We start from the raw sequence: 16,970 nt of genomic DNA, 5'->3' as shown, positions 1-16,970 counted from the left end.
CCGATGCCGATGCCGACGCCGATGCGGATGCGGATGCAGATTCCGATGCCGATGCTGATGCCGATTCTGATGCTGATGCCGACGCGGATGCAGATGCGGATGCAGATGCCGACGCGGACGCCGATGCGGACGCTGATGCAGATGCGGACGCCGATGCAGACGCCGATGCTGATGCGGATGCCGATGCGGACGCCGACGCAGATGCCGACGCCGATGCGGATGCAGACGCCGATGCGGATGCCGATGCGGATGCCGATGCCGATGCCGATGCAGACGCCGATGCAGATTCCGATGCGGACGCTGATGCCGATTCTGACGCCGATGCCGATGCAGACGCCGATGCGGATGCTGATGCGGACGCGGATGCTGATGCAGACGCAGATGCCGACGCGGATGCTGATGCGGACGCCGATGCAGATGCCGATGCGGATGCGGATGCGGACGCAGATGCCGACGCCGATGCGGATGCCGACGCCGATGCGGATGCCGATGCGGATGCGGATGCCGATGCGGACGCTGATGCCGATTCTGACGCCGATTCTGATGCCGATGCGGATGCCGACGCTGATGCCGACGCAGATGCAGATGCGGATGCGGACGCTGATGCCGATTCTGACGCCGATGCGGATGCCGATTCCGATGCCGATGCCGACGCCGATGCGGATGCGGATGCAGATTCCGATGCCGATGCTGATGCCGATGCTGATGCCGATTCTGACGCCGATGCGGATGCCGATTCCGATGCTGATGCCGATGCCGACGCCGATGCGGACGCTGATGCCGATTCTGATGCTGATGCCGACGCGGATGCGGATGCCGATGCGGACGCTGATGCCGATTCTGACGCCGATGCTGATGCCGATTCCGATGCCGATGCCGACGCCGATGCGGATGCGGATGCAGATGCCGATGCGGACGCGGATGCCGATTCTGACGCCGATTCTGATGCTGATGCCGACGCTGATGCCGATGCCGACGCCGACGCCGATGCGGATGCCGATGCCGATGCGGACGCCGATGCGGACGCCGATGCGGATGCAGACGCCGATTCTGACGCCGATGCAGATGCCGACGCGGATGCCGATGCCGATGCGGATGCAGATGCCGACGCGGACGCCGACGCCGATGCGGATGCCGACGCGGATGCCGATGCAGATGCGGACGCCGACGCCGATGCAGATGCCGACGCCGATGCGGATGCCGACGCGGATTCCGATGCCGATGCGGATGCCGATGCCGATGCAGATGCAGATGCCGACGCCGATGCGGATGCCGATGCGGATTCCGATGCGGATGCAGATGCCGACGCGGACGCAGATGCCGATGCAGATTCCGATGCGGACGCTGATGCCGATTCTGACGCCGATGCCGATTCTGATGCTGATGCCGATGCCGATGCCGATGCCGATGCAGACGCCGATGCGGATGCAGATGCCGATGCGGATGCCGATGCCGATGCGGATGCCGATGCGGACGCTGATGCCGATTCTGACGCCGATGCGGATTCCGATGCTGATGCCGATGCCGACGCGGACGCAGATGCCGATGCAGATGCAGATGCGGATGCCGACGCGGATGCAGATGCCGACGCCGATGCGGATGCCGATGCGGATGCCGACGCCGATGCGGATGCCGACGCGGATGCCGATGCCGATGCGGATGCAGATGCAGATGCCGACGCGGACGCTGATGCCGATGCGGATGCGGATGCGGACGCCGACGCTGATGCCGACGCTGATGCTGATGCGGACGCCGATGCAGATGCCGATGCAGATGCCGATGCGGATGCGGACGCAGATGCCGACGCCGATGCGGACGCCGATGCTGATGCTGATGCTGATGCCGATGCAGATGCGGATGCGGATGCCGACGCGGACGCCGATGCGGACGCTGATGCAGACGCCGATGCAGATGCGGACGCCGACGCCGATGCAGATGCCGACGCAGATGCCGATGCCGATGCCGATGCCGATGCAGATGCCGACGCAGATGCCGATGCGGATGCAGACGCCGATGCAGATGCCGACGCCGATGCCGATGCGGATGCAGATGCCGACGCGGACGCGGACGCAGATGCCGACGCGGATGCGGATGCCGACGCGGATGCCGATGCAGATGCTGACGCAGATGCCGACGCGGATGCGGATGCGGATGCGGATGCCGACGCGGATGCGGATGCCGACGCCGATGCGGATGCTGATGCTGATGCGGATGCTGATGCTGATGCGGACGCCGATGCGGACGCCGATGCAGATGCGGACGCCGATGCGGATGCAGATGCGGACGCTGATGCCGATTCTGATGCGGATGCCGATGCGGATGCCGATGCCGACGCGGACGCGGATGCGGATGCCGACGCTGATGCCGACGCGGATGCCGATGCCGATGCCGATGCGGATGCAGATGCAGATGCGGACGCTGATGCCGATGCGGATGCGGATGCCGATGCCGATGCAGATGCCGACGCGGATGCCGATGCCGATGCCGATGCCGATGCCGATGCCGATGCGGATTCTGACGCCGATGCAGATGCCGACGCTGATGCTGATGCGGACGCCGATGCAGATGCCGACGCCGATGCGGATGCCGATGCCGACGCCGATGCTGATGCTGACTCGGACGCCGACTCCGACATCACCCTCAACGTCAACTTTACCGCCTCTAACCCTACAAAGGTCATCGAGGTTAACGGCGGCAGCAAAGATCCTAGCGGCAACGGCTTTGATGTCGACGGCAGCGGTATGATTGTTGCGGTTGGGGCGAATGTCGTTGTGTGGGTGTCTCAAGGCGATGTTGGGAAATATGTTTCTAAGGATATCCCTTCATCCAACATCCATGAATACACCTCCGGTAACGCGAATGGTACCGTGGGTAAATCCGATATCTTTATTCTGCACGATGGCAGTACCTACACGCAGGGAGATAATACCCAGCATGCGATGAATGCGGTCAACGGTAACCGCGAACCCAGCAGCAGTACTGCGCACGACTACATCTTTGTCCCTGGCGACTCGTCGTGGAGCAACACGGATGGCACAAAAAACGTCAATGGCAACATTAACTACATCGAAAGCGTCAACCTTACCGTTAATGGACAAACGTTTTATGGTAATAACCGCTTAACTGAAATTATCTCCGGAACGGGGAAAGAAGGCCTGGATCCCGGTCATTCCGACAGTAAAGTCTCCTGGCAGTACGATCTGAATATTGATGCGAATATTGAGGGAAGCAGCGATCACAACATTACCTCAATCAAATTCAGTGGGTTAGCGCCGAAAGCTACCGTCAACTATCAGGGCGTTGACTACACGGCCGATGACAAGGGGAATCTAACCATCGATGTTCCAGATGGTAGCCACCTCGATGCGCATTTAACCCTGACCTCGTCGACGCAGATAACCGATCTGGGATCGATCAAAGTTGATGTTGTCACCGACGTTGACGACTCATCGCCGTCTTCCGGGCCGATTGATGCTAACAGCGGCGATCACTCGGTCATACTCGCTGGCGGTGAAGATAGCCACGCGGACGACTCGACTCATGCGCTGTCGGCGGAGGAAGACGCTCACCACACGACTCTGGCTCACGTCAGCACCGCTGACTCAACCGAACATACCGACGATGTATCGTCAAACGATCATTCGACGGAAAGCGACTCCGCGAACCTGACGGAGTTGAGCAGTAACGATACGCATACGGCAACAACCGATCCAGGCGATACCGTGAATACCGACACCACCGAACCGACGGATAACATCGCCGATAACGCGACGTTAGACACTGCCGGTCAGGCAGAGGAAACGGACTCGACGAGCGACAATGCCACAACAGATCAGGACAACGCTGCCCTGTTGATTGACAATGAAACTATCGATCTCAGTGCTATTGAACAAGATGCGTCCCAGGTGCAGAGCGTCGCAAACGAAAGCCCTGAGACATCGTTGAGCATGCTGCTAGGTGATATTGATAGCCACCTGCATGAGGGCGATTCCGCTCAGGATGTTGAGCCGCTAGAGGATAAATCTACTTCAACAGCGGCAACAGATACGCCTCAAGCAGAGACTATCGATCTCAGCGATATTATCCACAATGACAGCGCGAATGATGTTAGTTCAATGATTCAGGTAGACGCGCCAGCGGAAAATACCGAGACGGCGGGACACGTTCAGGATGTTCCGGCGGAAAGTTCTGGTAGTGAGGGGGCTGATAGCTGGAATGCCCATAATATTGCGGAATTGGATCATTTAATACCGCAACCTGATACGGATGCTTAATGCATTAGGGTCGGTACCCGCCGACCCTTTTTATTATTAGCTCACCATAGCCACCATTATTGGTCTGGATGAACCCTTAGCATTAGATGATATTATTATCGGCGCTGATAAGTCAGATATCAGTAAGCTCATTCAAGTAACGGAGAGGACCGAACCGGTGGCTTCCCCGCCTGGCAATATTGAGCCAGTCCCAACAGAGGATAGCCATGCGGCCTGGGATGGTAGTGATTATCAGGCAGAGGATTTAATCACTAAACCTGATATTGAATCGTGATGCACATGGGGCCATATCGGCTCCATTAACGACACTAATCATTTTTACTTTTTGTCTAATGACATTACCTCTGGTGGCCAAAATCCACTAGCCAGGGAAATAAACGTAAGGAAAGGACGACATGATGAACAAACACATTCGGGTATTAACCAGCTTCTCTCTGCCGCTGCTGTTCGCCAACAGCGTGAGTGCAGCTACGCTGGAACAGGCCGTCAAAGACAGCTTGATCTGGCACCCGCAGGTGAGTGCTTCAGTTAACAGCCGCTATTCTGCCGATGAGGATTTACGGGCGGCAAAAGGCGGCTATCTGCCCACTTTAAACCTCTCCGCCGGTACCGGCTGGGAGCAGACCGATAATGCCAGCACCCGCGCGGCCAACGATCATCGTCGCAACCTGAACCGCAGCGAGTCCAGCCTTAATCTGCGTCAGAATGTGTTTAACGGCTTTGCCACCACCAGCGAGGTAGCCCGGCAAAAGGCGACCGTGAACTCCCGGGCCTACACGGTGATGAACACCAGTGAATTGACCGCGCTGAATGCCATTCAAAGCTATCTCGACGTTCTGATGCGTCAAAAAATGGTGAAACTGGCGCAGGATAACCTGAAAAACCACGAACGCGTGTTTGATCAAATTCGCCTGCGCACCGAACAGGGCGTAGGCCGTAAGGCTGACTTTGAACAGGCGCAGGCGCGTCTGGCGCAGGCGAAAAACAACCTGCTGACCGAACAAACCAACCTCGAAGATGCCCAGGCCAACTACTACAGTGTGGTTGGTAAAGAGGCCAGCGACCTGTCAATGCCAATGACGACCAAAGTCCCGGGCTCACAGGCAGAAGCCCGTAAACAGATGCTGGAAAACAGCCCGCTGCTCAAGCAGGCCGATGCGGACGTTGAAGCCACCCGCCAGCAGTACGAAGCCGCGAAATCCCGCTTCTACCCGAGTGTGGATGTCGACCTCGGCCGCCGTATGGATAACAACACCGACGGTACGCGTGGTCACGATCAGGAGTGGCAGGCGATGGTGCGTATGAACTACAACCTGTTCAATGGCGGCAGCGATAAAGCACAACTGTCATCTTATGCCTACAAAATGCAGGAAGCGCAGGACGTCAAACGCAATGCCCTTCGTCAGTTGGATGAAGAGTTACGTCTGTCCTGGAACGCCTGGCAGAACGCCAAACAGCAGGTACCGATCGCCAAAGACTACGCCGATCGCAGTGCCGTGGTGCGCACCGCGTATCAGGAGCAGTTCAGCATCGGTGAGCGTAGCCTGCTTGATATGCTGGACAGCGAGAACGAAGTGTTCACTGCCCAGCGCCGCTACGTCGAAATGCAGTTTGTGGAGATGTTCACCACCTACCGCATCAACGCGCGTATTGGCGATCTGTTAAAGCAGCTGAATATTCAGGCACCAACGGCCGCGCAGCCGGTTGATGAACAACAGACGGCACACAGCAATTTACCCGATCTGAAATAATCAATTCTGGGCCAGTGGGTTATCTTACTTCGCGGTAAGATAACCCCTTATACTCTTTAGCCGGTGCAAATTTTTCGCTGGTATATAAGGTCTGACTATGGCGTCTAATACTGATCCACTTGAGCAAGTCACTTCATCTACAGATAACACCATCAGGCACGATCCGCGGCAAAATCATTATGATCCCCTGCTCGATTCGCTGATGATCGTCTGCCAGTTGCACAACATCGTGACCAGTCGCAACGTATTAACCGGCGGTTTGCCGCTGGATGAACATCGGCTCACGCTAAGCGCATTTCCCCGCGCCGCAAAGCGCGCAGGGCTCAAAGCACGCGTACTACAGCGACCGCTGGATAAGATCACCGCCCTTTCGCTACCCGCCATTGTACTCCTTAAAAACAATCAGGCCGCCGTACTGATCGAATGGGATGACCAGCAGCGCGCCCGTCTTCTGACAACCGAAACGGAAGGCGGCGAAATTTTACTTGCGCGCGAAGCCCTGGCAGAAAACTACAGCGGAAAAACCATTTTTATCCAGCCAGGACACGAATACGACCGCCAGCCAACGGCGACGATTCCACGCACCCGTTCCTGGTTTAAAGACACGTTAAAACTGTCGAAATACCTTTATCTGGACTCTGTTGTCGCCAGTTTTATCATCAACGTGATCGCCATCGCCACGCCGCTGTTCGTGATGAACGTCTACGATCGCGTGGTGCCGAACCAGGCCACCGCCACGCTCTGGGTGCTGGCGATAGGTATCTCGATCGCCTTTGTTTTTGATCTTATTCTGAAGGTATTACGCGGTATTTGTCTTGATATCGCGGGGAAAAAGACCGATCTCATCGTTTCGGCAGCGCTGTTTGAACGCCTGCTGGGCATGAAGATGAAAGAGCGGCCACAGCGAGTTGGCGGCTTCACGCAGCAGTTCCAGGAGTATCAGTCGGTACGTGATTTCCTCTCGTCATTCACCCTGACGGCGCTCATCGACTTCCCATTTACCTTATTGATTTTATTGGTTATCGGTATTATTGGCGGCCCGCTCGCCCTGATCCCACTGCTCTGCTATCCGATTGCGCTGGGCATTAACTGGATGCTTCAGCGCCCGCTGCTGGAGCAAGTACAAAAAACCTATCGCCTCTCCACTGAACGTCAGGCCATGCTGGTTGAGACGATTACCGGCCTGGACGCGATTAAGGTCAACAACGCGCAAAGCGAACGTCAGTACCAGTGGGAACAGATTATCGGCCAGTTGAGCAAGCTGGAGCTACGGGTTAAATCGCTCTCCTATCTCGCGGTCAACCTGACGGCATGGATCCAGAAAATTGCCGGCGTCGTGATGATTGTCGTGGGCGTGTACAGCATTATTGCCGGTAACCTCAGTATGGGCGGCCTGATCGCCTGTTACCTGCTCAACCGCCGTGCCATGATGCCAATTGGGCAGCTTTGCAGCCTGATCACCCGCTATCAGCGCGCCAAAATGACCAAGGCCACCATCGACCGCATGATGGATCTTGACCAGGAAGTGCAGGAGGACGAAGTGCCGCTGAAGCGTGAAACGCTCTCTGGCGCTATCGAATTCCGCGACGTGAGTTTCCGCTACCCACAAAACCAGTACATGTCGTTAAACGGCATCTCACTCAACATTTCGCCGGGCGAGAAGGTGGGGATTATCGGTCGTAGCGGTTCCGGCAAAAGCTCGCTGGCAAAGCTGCTGGTCGGTTTCTACCAGCCGGATGAGGGAACCATCCTGATTGATGGCATTGATGCCCGCCAGCTCGATGTCCACGATGTCCGGCATAACATCGGCTACGCACCGCAGGACATCCACCTGTTCAGCGGTACGCTGCGCGATAACCTGTTGAGCGGTGCCAGCTATGTTGATGAAGAGACCATGCTGCGCGCAGCCACGCTGGCTGGCGTACATGAGTTCGCCCGTCGCCACCCTTCCGGCTACAACATGCAGGTTGGGGAACGCGGGATGAATCTTTCCGGCGGCCAGCGTCAGGCCGTCGCGCTGGCGCGGGCGCTGCTGCTCGACCCGCCGGTGCTCCTGATGGACGAACCCACCAGTTCGATGGACAACACCAGCGAAGATCTGATTAAAAAAGCGCTGACGCCGCTCGTAAGCAATAAAACGCTGCTGTTGGTCACCCACCGCGCCTCGCTGCTGACGCTGGTCGACCGCCTGATTATCCTCGATAACGGCAAAATCATCGCGGATGGTCCGAAAGAAAGCGTCATGACCGCACTGAAAAAGGGACAAATTCATGCGCAACGTTAACCGAATGATGAAGTGGCTTTTTGGCGATAGAAATGCCTCAACGCTCACCTCAAACGAGGTGAACAAAGCGCTACTCGACGACTCTCCGCGCGTGGTGCGTATCACGCTGTGGGCAATCCTCGGCTTCTTTATCATCATGATTGCCTGGGCATCGCTGGCCGAAATCGACGAAGTCACGCGCGGCGACGGCAAAGCGATTCCCTCCTCGCGCCTACAAAAAATCCAGAACCTGGAAGGGGGGATTGTCGCCGAAGTGTTCGTGCACGAAGGGGAAGTCGTCAAAGCAGGCGCGCCGCTGTTACGTCTCGACGACACCCGCTTCCGCTCTAACGCCGGGGAGTCCGAAGCCGACCGACTGGCGCTGGAAGCGCGCATTCAACGGCTGACTGCGCAGCTGGATGGCAAAGAAACCCTCACCCTGTCGCCGGATATTGTGGAGAAATCGCCGGATATCGCTAACGGTGAAATGGAGCTCTTTGCCAGCGTGAACAAACGGATTCAGAGCGAGTTATCAGGCCTGGATGAGCAACTGGTGCAGAAGAAACAGGAGCTGCTGGATTACCAGGCCAAAGGCGAGCAGTACCGCCGTAGCCTGGGGCTGCTGCAACAGGAAATCAGCATGTCTGAACCGCTGGTCGCCAAAGGGGCCATCTCGAAGGTCGAGGTGCTGCGTCTGCGTCGCTCCGAGGTGGAAACCCGCGGGCAACTGGAGTCAGTGACGCTGGCAGTACCAAGAGCCCAGGCGGCGATTAAAGAGATTGAAAGCAAAATGGGTGAGACACGCGGCCGCTATCGCAGCGAAGCGCTGTCCCAGCTCAACGAAGCCCGCACCGAGCTCAGCAAGCTCACCGCTACTGGCAAGGCCATCGAGGACCGGGTTAACCGTACGCTGGTCACTTCACCGGTGCGCGGCATCGTCCAGCAACTGATGGTCAACACCATCGGCGGCGTTATCCAGCCGGGCAACGACCTGGTAGAGATTGTCCCGCTGGACGATACGCTGCTGATTGAAGCCAAAATTCGCCCGCAGGATATCGCTTTCCTGCGCCCTGGACAGGAAGCGATGGTCAAGTTCACCGCCTACGACTTCACCATCTATGGAGGCCTGAAGGCTAAGCTGGAGCAAATCAGCCCGGATACGGTGACGGACAAAGACGGCAAGAGCTTCTATGTTATTCGTCTGCGTACGGAGAAAAACCACCTCGGCAGCGATGAAAAACCGCTGATTATTATTCCGGGGATGGTGGCATCGGTGGATATTATTACCGGCAAGAAAACCATTCTGGCCTATCTGCTGAAGCCGATTCTGAGGGCCAAAGCCGAAGCGTTCCGCGAACGATAAGCACAAAAAACCCGGCGTCATCAGCCGGGTTTTTTATTGGTATGTTTCGGCGCTAACCCCGGCGGCGCTTCGCTTGGCCGGGCTACGGGATGGTAGCCCGGGGTCGGGCACGGCCTACTCGTTAATTTTCGGATGCTGCATCACCAGCTGCGAGCGTTTCTCCTGCAGCGCGGCAATCTCGGCATCGATATCTTCAATCTTATGCTCGATATGGTCGTGATGCTCCTGGAGGATCTCCTTCGCTTCGGCCATATCCGATGCCGCAGGCGTAGCGCCTTTCAGCGGTCGGTTGGCGGTCTCTTTCATCATCACGCCGGTCATCAGACCGATCACCGCCACCACCATCAGATAGTAAGCCGGCATCATCAGGTTCTGCGTTGACTCCACCAGCCAGGCGGCCAGCGTAGGCGTTACACCAGCAACCAGTACCGAGATGTTAAAGGCACTCGCCAGCGCGCTGTAGCGGATATGGGTTGGGAACATCGCCGGTAACGACGACGCCATCACCCCGGTGAAGCAGTTCAGGATCACCGCCAGCAGCAGCAGGCCGGAGAAAATCAGGCCAATCGAGTTGCTGTTAATCAGCATAAAGGCCGGAATCGAGAACACCAGCAGCGCAACGCTACCCACCACGATAAACGGACGACGGCCAAAACGGTCGCTCAGCAGCCCCATCACCGGCTGCACGAACAGCATACCGATCATAATGGCGATGATAATCAGCACGCCGTGGTCTTCCGAGTAGTGCAGGTTATGCGACAGGTAGCTTGGCATGTAGGTCAGCAGCATGTAGTAGGTCACGTTGGTGGAGATAACCAGACCGATACATGCCAGCAGGCTACGCCAGTGCTTGGTGGCAATCTCTTTGAACGACACCTTTGGTCCATCCTGCAGACCCTGACGATCGCCCTGCTCCAGCTTATCGACGTGCTGCTGGAACGCCGGCGTCTCTTCTAACGCGTGACGCAGATAGAGGCCGATAATCCCTAACGGCAGCGCAACGAAGAACGGAATACGCCAGCCCCACTCAAGGAAGTTCGCCTCACCCACCGCAGTGGAGAGCAGCACCACCAGACCCGCACCCATCACGAACCCGGCAATCGAACCGAAGTCCAGCCAGCTGCCCATGAAACCGCGCTTACGGTCAGGGGAGTATTCGGCGACAAAGATAGACGCCCCGGTATATTCACCGCCGACCGAGAAGCCCTGCGCCATTTTACACAGCAGCAGCAGGATTGGTGCCCAAATACCAATGGTCTCGTACGAGGGAATAAGGCCAATACAGAATGTACTGAGCGACATGATAATTATGGTGATGGAGAGAATCTTCTGGCGACCGTATTTATCCCCCAGCATCCCGAAGAACAGACCGCCCAGCGGACGAATCAGGAAGGGAACGGAGAAGGTACCCAATGCGGCAATCATCTGCACGCTGGGGTCGGCATCCGGGAAGAAGACTTTACCTAACGCATAGGCCACAAACCCATAAACCCCGAAGTCAAACCACTCCATCGCGTTACCCAGTGAAGCTGCGGTAATCGCTTTGCGCAGCTTGGCATCGTCGATGATAGTGACGTCACGAATCGTGATCGGTTTTACTTTTTTCCTTTTAAGCATGGTTTTCCTCGTTCAATTTCGCCTTGAACGCACACCCAGTGGCGACAAACACACGATGTGTTTGCGAGGGTGCGTAAAGGGAACCGTGGAGATGCTGGTTCCGTTTATCCAAGCGTAGCAGGTTTGCATGTCTGCGTGAGTCGATGTTTGCGGACAATCAAACCTGTTGGGCCTGCTGGCGAGTCAGTTAAAAAGCCGCCCCTCGGAAAATGACCGTTTGAGGGACAATCCTATTTACCCTAACAGCGATTAATATTGTGATCAACTTAACAAAAGATTGAATCATGCTACTAAAGCGAAATATTCCGCTCACATTTACCTGCTCATTTCCCGCTCAACGCTAGACTCACCGCATCCTTCGCGATGTTTTTTCACCTCAATTTCGAAAAGAGTTTTTTCAGAATTTTTCACATTCACTTCACACCGTTTTTATCTTTTGCATGCGCTCAATGTCAACATTTGAAATATGTGATCCATATATATAAAACACTGTTTTATTTTCATTGAATCATCATTTCCACAAATGCATTATAACTTCCGAAACAGCGTTAAATATGTCGTAAGTTTCTCTTAACACGAAAACAAAATGGCATAAAAACACCAGATGATAGCCATATAACATACTGAAATTATTATACTTAACTTCTTCTGTCGCCTGGGCGATACGAAGCGAGGATGTCACATGAAAATCAAAGCAAGAATGGAACGAATCCCTGGCGGGATGATGCTTATCCCGTTACTGTTAGGCGCGGTATTAAATACCCTGGCCCCAACAACCGGTGAATATTTCGGATCTTTCACCAAGGGTATGATTGGCGGAACGGTACCAATTCTGGCGGTGTGGTTCTTCTGTATTGGGGCATCCATTGATTTACGCGCTACCGGCACGGTATTACGCAAATCCGGCACGCTGGTACTGACCAAAATCGCCGTCGCCTGGGTGGTTGCCATGATTGCGGCATCCTTTATTCCTGACACCGGTATTCAGACCGGTTTCTTCGCTGGTCTCTCCGTGCTGGCGATCGTTTCAGCCATGGATATGACCAACGGCGGTCTGTACGCCAGCCTGATGAACCAGTACGGCACCAAAGAAGAGTCCGGTGCGTTCGTGCTGATGTCACTGGAATCCGGCCCGCTGATGACCATGGTGATCCTCGGTTCCGCAGGCCTGGCCTCCTTTGAGCCGCACCACTTTATCGGCGCCGTGCTGCCATTCCTGATTGGCTTCACCCTCGGCAACCTGGACCACGACCTGCGTGCGTTCTTCAGCAAAGCTACACCGGTACTGATTCCGTTCTTCGGCTTCGCGCTGGGTAACACCATCAACCTGAACGTGATCCTCGACACCGGCCTGCTGGGTATCGTGCTGGGCGTGGCGGTTATCATCATCACCGGTATTCCGCTGATTATTGCTGACCGCGTGATTGGCGGTGGTAATGGTACCGCAGGCGTCGCCGCCTCTTCTGCAGCCGGTGCTGCCGTCGCAAACCCGGTTATCATCGCGCAGATTAACCCGTCGTTTGCCCCGGTTGCGGCATCCGCTACGGCTCTGGTCGCCGCCAGCGTGATTGTTACCGCGATTCTGGTGCCGATTATTACCGCGCTGTACGCCAAACGTTATGGCGCACCGCAATCTGCAGAAGCTAAACCTGAAACAGCACCACAGCCCGCGCATCACTAATCGGTCCCCTCTCCCCTTGGGGGAGAGGGTTAGGGTGAGGGGAAATGCGCCCGCTGTACCCTCACTCCGGCCCTCTCCCGACAAGGGAGAGGGGGAACCCCACCCCCTCGTTTTCTGACCATTCGTCAACCAAATTCCGGATACCACCGACAATTGCAGGGTTTTATTGTATAATCAGGGCTATTTTCGGCGATTTGCCGTTTTACAGGCCTTTGCCTTTCGCACTGCACTTTTGAGGATATATCCATGTCATTACCCCACTGCCCACAATGCAACTCCGAATACACCTACGAAGACAACGGCATGTTCATCTGCCCGGAGTGCGCGCATGAGTGGAACGATGCTGAACCGGCACACGACAGCGACGAACTGATCGTCAAAGATGCCAACGGCAACCTGCTGGTCGACGGCGACAGCGTCACCGTGATTAAAGACCTGAAGGTCAAAGGCAGCTCTTCGATGCTGAAAATCGGCACCAAAGTGAAAAACATCCGCCTGGTGGAAGGCGACCACAACATCGATTGCAAAATCGACGGTTTCGGCCAGATGAAGCTGAAATCTGAGTTTGTGAAAAAGAACTGATTTAACACGTAGTCTTGCCGGATGGCGCTTCGCTTATCCGGCAATACCCTCCCCGCCCCGCTTCGCCCCCTGAACCGACACGCACTACACTTAATGAGCACTTCTTACCTGAGGTAACGATTATGCCGTTAAGCCCCTATCTCGCCTTTTCCGGAAACTGCGCCGATGCCATTGCCTATTATCAGCAGGCGCTGGGTGCGGAACTGCGCTACAAAATCACCTTCGGCGAAATGCCGCCCTCCGCCATGGATGAAGAAGGCGGCTGCCCGTCCGGCCTGACGTTTCCCGATAGCGCCATCGCCCACGCCAACGTCGTCATCGCAGGCAGCGATATCATGATGAGCGACGGCACCTCGCCGGATGCCGTTAACTACGCTGGCTTTACGCTGGTGCTCGACACCCAGGACGTCAAAGAAGGCAAACGCTGGTTCGACAATCTCGCCGCCAACGGCAAGGTTGAGATGGCCTGGCAGGAGACCTTCTGGGCGCACGGCTTCGGCCGCGTCATCGACCGCTACGGCGTGCCGTGGATGATTAACGTGGTCAAACAACAAGCGCCCACGCTCTAACCACGCGGGAGGCCACGGCCTCCCGCCCTGTCATCAAACCCCGGTCAATTATTCATCTTCAAGTAACTATCTCTTAACCCAAATGTCACATTAATTCGCCACGATGAGGCCACCTTAAATGAGGGTCTCAGCATGCAAACGATTATTCGCGTTGAAAAGCTCAACAAAACGTTCAATCAACAACAGGTGCTCCACGCCATTGATTTGAACGTCCACGCTGGTGAGATGGTGGCTTTGCTTGGCCCATCTGGTTCTGGCAAATCCACCCTTTTACGTCATCTGAGTGGCCTTATCGTCGGCGATAAAACGCCGGGCAGCCGCATCGAACTGCTGGGTAACACCGTGCAGCAGTCGGGCCGTCTGGCCCGTGATATCCGCAAAAGCCGCGCCCACACCGGCTACATCTTCCAGCAGTTCAACCTCGTTAACCGTCTGAGCGTGATGGAGAACGTGCTGATTGGCGCGCTCGGCAGCACGCCGTTCTGGCGCACCTGCTTTAGCTGGTTCACCCGCGAGCAGAAACAGCGTGCCCTGCAGGCGTTAACCCGCGTAGGCATGGCACACATGGCCCACCAGCGCGTTTCGACCCTCTCCGGCGGCCAGCAGCAGCGCGTGGCGATTGCTCGTGCGCTGATGCAGCAGGCGAAGGTGATCCTCGCCGATGAGCCTATCGCCTCGCTGGACCCGGAATCCGCGCGCATCGTGATGGACACGCTGCGCGACATTAACCAGACCGACGGCATCACCGTCGTGGTGACGCTGCACCAGGTCGATTATGCGCTGCGCTACTGCGAACGCATCATCGCGCTGCGTCAGGGACACGTGTTCTATGACGGCAGCAGCCAGCAGTTTGATAACGAACGATTTGACCATCTCTACCGCAGCATTAATCGCGTCGAAGAGAACGCGCAGGCTGCTTAACGTCCCCACAATGAGGAATGGAAATGAGTTATAAAGCCGTTGCCGCGCTGGCCTTTACCAGCATGTTTAGCCTCAGCACCCTGTTAACTCCAGCCCACGCGGAAGAGCAGGAAAAGGCGCTGAACTTCGGCATTATTTCGACGGAATCACAGCAGAACTTAAAGCCGCAATGGGAACCGTTCCTGAAGGACATGGAAAAGTCGCTGGGCGTGAAGGTCAACGCTTTCTTCGCACCGGACTACGCGGGGATTATCCAGGGGATGCGCTTTAACAAGGTCGATATCGCCTGGTACGGCAACCTCTCCGCCATGGAAGCGGTGGACCGCGCCAACGGTCAGGTATTCGCTCAGACCGTGGCCGCCGACGGCTCCCCAGGCTACTGGAGCGTGCTGATCGTCAACAAAGACAGCCCAATCAACAACCTCAACGACCTGCTCGCCAAACGTAAAGAGCTGACCTTCGGCAACGGTGACCCGAACTCCACCTCCGGTTTCCTGGTCCCTGGCTACTACGTCTTCGCCAAGAACAACGCTTCCGCCAGCGACTTCAAACGCACGGTTAACGCCAGCCATGAAACCAACGCCCTGGCCGTCGCCAACAAGCAGGTGGATGTCGCCACCAACAACACCGAAAACCTCGACAAGCTGAAGGTCTCCGCGCCGGACAAGCTGAAAGAACTGAAGGTTATCTGGAAATCACCGCTGATCCCAGGCGACCCAATTGTGTGGCGTAAGAACCTGTCTGAATCCACCAAGGACAAGGTGTACAGCTTCTTTATGAACTACGGCAAAACGCCGGAACAGAAAGCGGTACTGGAACGTCTGGGCTGGGCGCCGTTCCGCGCCTCCAGCGACCTGCAGCTGCTGCCGATTCGTCAGCTGACGCTGTTTAAAGAGATGCAGACCGTGAAGGGCAACGGCACGCTGAACGACGCGGAAAAGGCCACTAAAACCGCCGAGATTCAGGCGCGTCTGAGCGACCTTGACCGTACCACGGCGGCGATTGGCGCGATGACGTCGGTGACCAAAGCGGTGCAGTAACCCTTTCCCCCTCTCCCTCTGGGAGAGGGCCGGGGTGAGGGAATATCAGCACTGAGCTGACCCCCTCACCCTAACCCTCTCCCCAAAGGGGCGAGGGAACTCAGGAAACCCGGAGCTCAACCATGCAACACACCATCACCGTTCCCCCGCCCAAGCGCAGCTGGTTCTCGCTTATCAGCTGGGCCATCCTGCTGGCGGTGCTTGTCGTCTCCTGGAAAGGGGCGGAAATGAACCCGGTCACGCTGTTCAAAGACGCGGGCAACATGGCGACCTTCGCCGCCGACTTCTTCCCGCCGGACTTTAGCCAGTGGCAGGACTATCTCAGCGAGATGGCCGTGACCCTGCAAATCGCCGTTTGGGGTACCGCGCTGGCGGTCGTGCTCTCCATTCCCTGCGGCCTGATGAGCGCCGAAAACCTGGTGCCGTGGTGGATTTACCAACCAATGCGCCGCCTGATGGACGCCTGTCGCGCCATCAACGAAATGGTCTTCGCCATGCTGTTCGTGGTTGCCGTCGGTTTAGGCCCGTTTGCCGGGGTACTGGCGCTGTTTATCCACACCACTGGCGTCCTCTCCAAGCTGCTTTCCGAAGCGGTGGAAGCCATTGAACCCGGCCCGGTTGAAGGTATTCGCGCCACCGGGGCGAACAAAATTGAAGAGATCCTCTACGGCGTACTGCCGCAGGTCATGCCGCTCTTAATCTCCTACTCGCTCTACCGTTTCGAGTCCAACGTCCGCTCCGCCACCGTGGTCGGCATGGTGGGCGCAGGCGGCATCGGCGTGACCTTGTGGGAGGCGATTCGCGGTTTCCAGTTCCAGCAAACCTGTGCGCTGATGGTGCTTATCATCATCACCGTCAGCCTGCTGGATTTCCTCTCTCAGCGTTTGCGTAAGCACTTCATCTGATTAG

General features: G+C 56.5%; 12 protein-coding genes. 10 read left to right on the top strand and 2 right to left on the bottom strand.

Translation table 11 applies throughout. From position 1 onward, the window contains the following. Positions 1-2,786, bottom strand: a 2,786-nt coding sequence (locus V6944_RS18730) for a hypothetical protein (protein WP_333500050.1), incomplete at its 3' end; no start/stop codon positions are given. On the opposite strand from V6944_RS18730, the gene V6944_RS18725 reads away from it, so the two are divergent. The 4 genes from V6944_RS18725 (at position 2,742) to V6944_RS18710 (ending at position 9,651) form a co-directional block, all read left to right on the top strand. Then, a complete protein-coding gene (locus V6944_RS18725; protein ID WP_333500049.1) occupies positions 2,742-4,274 on the top strand; it encodes a hypothetical protein in 1,533 nt (510 codons plus the stop codon). The genes V6944_RS18730 and V6944_RS18725 overlap by 45 nt on opposite strands. Before the next feature lie 398 nt (positions 4,275-4,672). Then, positions 4,673-6,025 carry a TolC family outer membrane protein gene (locus V6944_RS18720; RefSeq protein ID WP_442910758.1) on the top strand — a complete coding sequence of 451 codons (1,353 nt, stop codon included), beginning with the start codon at positions 4,673-4,675 and terminating at the stop codon, positions 6,023-6,025. A 97-nt stretch (positions 6,026-6,122) separates the two neighbouring features. After that, positions 6,123-8,309, top strand: coding sequence for a type I secretion system permease/ATPase (locus tag V6944_RS18715; RefSeq protein WP_333500047.1), 2,187 nt, complete (start codon positions 6,123-6,125; stop codon positions 8,307-8,309). Further along, on the top strand, positions 8,296-9,651 hold the full coding sequence (locus V6944_RS18710; protein ID WP_442910755.1) for an HlyD family type I secretion periplasmic adaptor subunit: 1,356 nt from the start codon (positions 8,296-8,298) through the stop codon (positions 9,649-9,651). The genes V6944_RS18715 and V6944_RS18710 overlap by 14 nt, the downstream gene beginning before the upstream one ends. A gap of 114 nt (positions 9,652-9,765) precedes the next feature. Here V6944_RS18710 and proP read toward each other — a convergent pair whose 3' ends face one another. Further along, positions 9,766-11,268 (bottom strand): glycine betaine/L-proline transporter ProP, encoded by a 1,503-nt coding sequence (gene proP / locus V6944_RS18705; RefSeq protein WP_333500046.1) that lies wholly within the window; start codon positions 11,266-11,268, stop codon positions 9,766-9,768. 682 nt (positions 11,269-11,950) lie between these two features. Here proP and kdgT point away from each other — a divergent pair. From kdgT to phnE, 6 genes are all read left to right on the top strand, one after another. Further along, positions 11,951-12,949: a 2-keto-3-deoxygluconate transporter gene (gene kdgT, locus V6944_RS18700; protein ID WP_333500045.1), complete on the top strand. Its 999-nt coding sequence runs from the start codon at positions 11,951-11,953 to the stop codon at positions 12,947-12,949. Between the two features lie 246 nt (positions 12,950-13,195). Next, positions 13,196-13,531 (top strand): zinc ribbon domain-containing protein YjdM, encoded by a 336-nt coding sequence (locus tag V6944_RS18695; protein WP_333500044.1) that lies wholly within the window; start codon positions 13,196-13,198, stop codon positions 13,529-13,531. Between the two features lie 122 nt (positions 13,532-13,653). Continuing rightward, positions 13,654-14,100, top strand: a complete 447-nt coding sequence (gene yjdN / locus V6944_RS18690) for a VOC family metalloprotein YjdN (protein WP_333500043.1) — start codon at positions 13,654-13,656, stop codon at positions 14,098-14,100. Positions 14,101-14,232: 132 nt separating this feature from the next. Beyond that, a complete protein-coding gene (gene phnC, locus V6944_RS18685) occupies positions 14,233-15,021 on the top strand; it encodes a phosphonate ABC transporter ATP-binding protein (protein WP_333500042.1) in 789 nt (262 codons plus the stop codon). Between the two features lie 23 nt (positions 15,022-15,044). Next, a complete protein-coding gene (gene phnD, locus V6944_RS18680; RefSeq protein ID WP_333497056.1) occupies positions 15,045-16,061 on the top strand; it encodes a phosphonate ABC transporter substrate-binding protein in 1,017 nt (338 codons plus the stop codon). Positions 16,062-16,183: 122 nt separating this feature from the next. Then, a complete protein-coding gene (gene phnE, locus V6944_RS18675) occupies positions 16,184-16,966 on the top strand; it encodes a phosphonate ABC transporter, permease protein PhnE (RefSeq protein WP_333500041.1) in 783 nt (260 codons plus the stop codon). Positions 16,967-16,970 lie beyond the last annotated feature (4 nt).

The sequence above is a fragment of the Kluyvera sp. CHPC 1.2972 genome, from assembly GCF_036759925.1.
Classification (GTDB): Bacteria; Pseudomonadota; Gammaproteobacteria; order Enterobacterales; family Enterobacteriaceae; genus Kluyvera.
The sequence above is the reverse complement of the archived record's forward strand: the minus strand, read 5'-3'. Positions and strand labels throughout refer to the sequence as shown.

Coding starts and splice junctions, on each gene's coding strand:
- V6944_RS18725 (WP_333500049.1), top strand. CDS start 2,742: ATGATTGTTGCGGTTGGGGCGAATGTCGTTGTGTGGGTGTCTCAAGGC.
- V6944_RS18720 (WP_442910758.1), top strand. CDS start 4,673: ATGAACAAACACATTCGGGTATTAACCAGCTTCTCTCTGCCGCTGCTG.
- V6944_RS18715 (WP_333500047.1), top strand. CDS start 6,123: ATGGCGTCTAATACTGATCCACTTGAGCAAGTCACTTCATCTACAGAT.
- V6944_RS18710 (WP_442910755.1), top strand. CDS start 8,296: ATGCGCAACGTTAACCGAATGATGAAGTGGCTTTTTGGCGATAGAAAT.
- proP (WP_333500046.1), bottom strand. CDS start 11,268: ATGCTTAAAAGGAAAAAAGTAAAACCGATCACGATTCGTGACGTCACT.
- kdgT (WP_333500045.1), top strand. CDS start 11,951: ATGAAAATCAAAGCAAGAATGGAACGAATCCCTGGCGGGATGATGCTT.
- V6944_RS18695 (WP_333500044.1), top strand. CDS start 13,196: ATGTCATTACCCCACTGCCCACAATGCAACTCCGAATACACCTACGAA.
- yjdN (WP_333500043.1), top strand. CDS start 13,654: ATGCCGTTAAGCCCCTATCTCGCCTTTTCCGGAAACTGCGCCGATGCC.
- phnC (WP_333500042.1), top strand. CDS start 14,233: ATGCAAACGATTATTCGCGTTGAAAAGCTCAACAAAACGTTCAATCAA.
- phnD (WP_333497056.1), top strand. CDS start 15,045: ATGAGTTATAAAGCCGTTGCCGCGCTGGCCTTTACCAGCATGTTTAGC.
- phnE (WP_333500041.1), top strand. CDS start 16,184: ATGCAACACACCATCACCGTTCCCCCGCCCAAGCGCAGCTGGTTCTCG.